Here is a 1,421-nt window from a genome sequence, read left to right as displayed (position 1 = left end):
CGATGTGGCTTTTAGACATCTTTGCTTTTAACGATATTGGTGTTACCTGCTAAACTTCTGAAATTATTCTTACCTGAATTATTAATCGGACATATCGAGATAGTAAAATTTTGAAGAAGAAAACAAAATTCCGCACATTTACTTTGAAGAAAAAAAATACAGCTCCGAAAGAATCTTCCTCACTCATATTGCAGTCAAAAGGTTTTGTTCCTGAAATTGCGGCAGATGACTTTACCCTTCGCAGAAAAACCGTTAAACTCCACATCAAACGCAGGAGATGGACTGATACCCAAAGTGGCAATATCATTCAAAGAGACTGGATTCTCATTGGTAAAGGAACCTGCATGACACAAGATTTTGCGTAGTTCTTAAAAAAATCAGCCGATACTAAAGCCCTCCCCTGCAAAACTATTGATGAGATCTACGAAGTGGATGGAAGAAAATTCCAGAGACAGTACAAACAAAGCATCAGTGGTTTTAAAGATTGGGAACAAAAGTCGCATACCGAAGACTGGATTATCTATCCAGAAAATATTTCCGAGCAGCTTTCTTTATATGAAGTTGCTCTTTCTGATGGTGAACTCTACACTGTTCTCACTTCCAAAAAAGCAAAACGAACGAAAGAAAGTTTTAAGAGAACAAGAAGTGAGAAGGAGATAGAAAACCTTTTAAAAATCAACAGAAGATTAATGCTTCATGTGAAAGAAATCACCTTAGACATGGCCGGCTCCATGAAATTGATTGTCAAAAGATGCTTCCCCAATGCGATACAGATAATCGACCGTTGCCATGTTCAAAAACTGACAATGGAAGCATTGCAGGAAATCAAGATAAGCCATCGCTGGAAAGCTATTGATCAGGAAAATACTTTACTGGTAGAAGCAAAAGAAAAAAAAAAGAAAAAACTCCTGTGATTGAAGTTTTCGAAAACGGTGACACCCGAAAACAACTACTTGTAAGAAGCAGATATCTACTTTACAAAACCAGATAAGTGGGCTTTATCTCAAAACCAGAGGGTTCAAATTTTATTTTCACAGTATCCCGACATAGAAAAGGTGTACCATTTATCTGATAAACTTAGAAAAATATATAATCAAAACATCGAAAAATCAATTGCAATGTTGAAATTGGAGCATTAGTTCAAAGAAGTGGAAAAATTAGGATTTAAATCTTTCAATACATTAAAAGAACAATCATGCTAAACTACAATGATATTCTAAACTATTTTAATGAACGTAACACAAATGCATCTGCAGAGTCTTTTAATACTAAAATAAAAAACTTCAGATTACAACTTCGTGGGGTGCTAAATAAAGCATTCTTCCTCTTCAGATTATCAAAACTTTTTGCTTAGTCTCCAAGTTTTGGAATTGATCTATTACTTATCAATGATGATTGATCAATGATTATTTATCTGTCGG

General features: G+C 34.6%; 3 protein-coding genes. All 3 read left to right on the top strand.

Annotated elements, in window-relative coordinates:
- Nucleotides 1-110: 110 nt before the first annotated feature.
- The 3 genes from OEW74_RS19525 (at nucleotide 111) to OEW74_RS19730 (ending at nucleotide 1,354) form a co-directional block, all read left to right on the top strand.
- Nucleotides 111-365: a hypothetical protein gene (locus OEW74_RS19525; RefSeq protein WP_265430070.1), complete on the top strand. Its 255-nt coding sequence runs from the start codon at nucleotides 111-113 to the stop codon at nucleotides 363-365.
- 63 nt (nucleotides 366-428) lie between these two features.
- On the top strand, nucleotides 429-914 hold the full coding sequence (locus OEW74_RS19735; RefSeq protein WP_416207919.1) for a transposase: 486 nt from the start codon (nucleotides 429-431) through the stop codon (nucleotides 912-914).
- A 281-nt stretch (nucleotides 915-1,195) separates the two neighbouring features.
- A complete protein-coding gene (locus OEW74_RS19730; protein WP_265430069.1) occupies nucleotides 1,196-1,354 on the top strand; it encodes a transposase in 159 nt (52 codons plus the stop codon).
- Nucleotides 1,355-1,421 lie beyond the last annotated feature (67 nt).

Origin of the sequence: Chryseobacterium sp. YIM B08800, from assembly GCF_026163565.1 — a bacterium.
Taxonomy (GTDB): Bacteria; Bacteroidota; Bacteroidia; order Flavobacteriales; family Weeksellaceae; genus Chryseobacterium.
Note: the sequence above shows the minus strand (reverse complement) of the source record. Positions and strands in the feature narration are given on the sequence as shown.

Bases quoted from the DNA above. Each gene is read 5' to 3' on its own strand.
- OEW74_RS19730 (WP_265430069.1), top strand. From the start codon at position 1,196: ATGCTAAACTACAATGATATTCTAAACTATTTTAATGAACGTAACACA.